Origin of the sequence: Collinsella aerofaciens (assembly GCF_028209625.1) — a bacterium.
GTDB classification, from domain to species: domain Bacteria; phylum Actinomycetota; class Coriobacteriia; order Coriobacteriales; family Coriobacteriaceae; genus Collinsella; species Collinsella aerofaciens_AM.
Genome location: NZ_JAQLDU010000035.1, coordinates 1 through 2,366 on the forward strand (window position 1 = coordinate 1; position 2,366 = coordinate 2,366).

General features: G+C 63.8%; 1 rRNA gene. It reads right to left on the reverse strand.

From position 1 onward, the window contains the following. Positions 1-22 precede the first annotated feature (22 nt). Positions 23-2,366: ribosomal RNA gene (locus PMW70_RS09615) — 23S ribosomal RNA — on the reverse strand; the annotation flags it as partial.

Genomic DNA, 2,366 nt, shown 5'->3' on the forward strand with positions numbered 1-2,366 from the left:
GTCCCGCGGGCCGCGAGGTGCGGTTCCGGAAGAGCTCGGGCGATTAGTGCGGCTCGGCTGAGGCTGTCGCCAGCCTTGCACCTGCCGTCTATCGACCAGGTAGTCTACCTGGGCCCTTACCGGAAGGAGAACTAATCCCTGGAACGGCTTCCCGCTTAGATGCCTTCAGCGGTTATCCGCGCCGCACGCGGCTACCCGGCCGTGCCGTTGGTCGACAACCGGTTCACCGGAGGTGCGTCCACCCCGGTCCTCTCGTACTGGGGGCAGCCTCCATCGATTCTCCTGCGCCCACGGAGGATAGGGACCGAACTGTCTCACGACGTTCTGAACCCAGCTCGCGTACCGCTTTAAACGGCGAACAGCCGTACCCTTGGGACCTGCTCCAGCCCCAGGATGCGATGAGCCGACATCGAGGTGCCAAACCTTGCCGTCGATGTGGACTCTTGGGCAAGATCAGCCTGTTATCCCCGGAGTACCTTTTATCCGTTGAGCGACGGCCCACCCACTCGGGGCCGCCGGATCACTAGAGCCTGCTTTCGCACCTGCTCGGCTTGTGGGCCTCGCAGTCAAGCCCGCTTGTACTCTTGCATTCAAAAGGACGGTTGCCGACCGTCCCGAGCGGACCTTCGCGCGCCTCCGTTACCCTTTAGGAGGCGACCGCCCCAGTCAAACTGCCCGCCTGGCACGGTCCCCGAGCCGGTCGACGGCCTCGGGTTAGGACGCCGGTCGCGCGAGGGCAGTATTCCAAGGGCGGCTCCCCGGGGGCTGGCGCCTCCGGATCGATGCCTCCTGCCTATCCTCTACACGCGGGACCAGCGGCCAATGCCAAGCTGCAGTGAAGGTTCACGGGGTCTTTCCGTCCTTCCGCGGGTAAGTCGCATCTTCACGACCAGTGCAATTTCACCGGGTCCATGGTCGAGACAGCGCCCAAGTCGTTGCGCCTTTCGTGCAGGTCGGAACTTACCCGACAAGGAATTTCGCTACCTTAGGACCGTTATAGTTACGGCCGCCGTTTACCGGGGCTTGGCTTCGGGGCTTCGCCTTGCGGCTAACTCCTCCGCGTGACCTTCCGGCACCGGGCAGGCGTCAGACCCTATACGTCGCCTTGCGGCTTCTGCAGAGTCCTGTGTTTTTGGTAAACAGTCGCTTGGGCCTCTCCACTGCGGCCCGCCTCCGCTCCCGGAGCAAGTCCGTTCACGTACGCGCGGGCACCCCTTCTCCCGAAGTTACGGGGCCATTGTGCCGAGTTCCTTGACCATGGTTGACCCGATCGCCTCGGTATGTTCTACCCACCCACCTGTGTCGGTTTGCGGTACGGGCGCGCACGCGCCTGCCTAGGGGTTTTTCTAGGGACCTCGGGCTCACTCGCTTCGCTCAGATGCTTCGTCCGGAGCCTCGCCCTTCTGCGGACCGGATTTCCCTGGTCCGCGGGCCGCGCTCCATCACGGGGACGTCCAGAACCCCGCCGAGCCACCCCCATCCGTCGCCCCGTCGGTCGTAGCGCCGCGTGCGCGGTGCAGGAATGTCTGCCTGCTGCGCGTCGGCTACGCCTCCCGGCCTCGCCTTAGCCCCCGACTGACCCTGGGAGGATTAGCCTTGCCCAGGAAACCTCGGGTTCACGGCGGACGAGTTACTCTCTCGTCTCTCGCTACTCATGCCAGCATTCTCACTCCCATGCGCTCCACCGCCGGTCGCCCGGCGGCTTCACCGCCCATGGGAAGCTCCCCTACCGATTCTATATAGATAAAATCCCGCCGCTTCGGTGTCCAGCTTAGCCCCGTGTATTGTCGGCGCATGTCCACTCGACCAGTGAGCTGTTACGCACTCTTTGAATGCATGGCTGCTTCTAAGCCAACATCCTGGTTGTCTGGGCGGACGCACATCCTTTGCCACTCGGCTGGAACTTGGGGACCTTAGCGGGCGGTCCGGGCTGTTTCCCTCTCGAGCACACAGCTTAGCCCACATGCTCTGACTGCCGCGCTCTGGGCCGCCGGCATTCGGAGTTCGGTTGGATTCGGTAGGCGGCGAAGCCCCCTCGTCCATCCGGTGCTCTACCTCCGGCGGTGAACGCGCGACGCTAGCCCTAAAGCTATTTCGGGGAGAACGAGATATCTCCGGGTTTGATTGGCCTTTCACCCCTATCCGCAGGTCATCGCCGCCGTTTTCAACCGACGTGCGTTCGGCCCTCCACGGGGTCTTACCCCCGCTTCAGCCTGCCCACGGATAGCTCACCCGGCTTCGCGTCCGCGGCGCGGGACTCAAGTCGCCCTGTTAAGGCTCGCTTTCGCTCCGGCTCCCTTTCGGTTAACCTCGCCCCGCGCCAGCGACTCGCTGGCTCATTCTACAAAAGGCACGCCGTCACACCA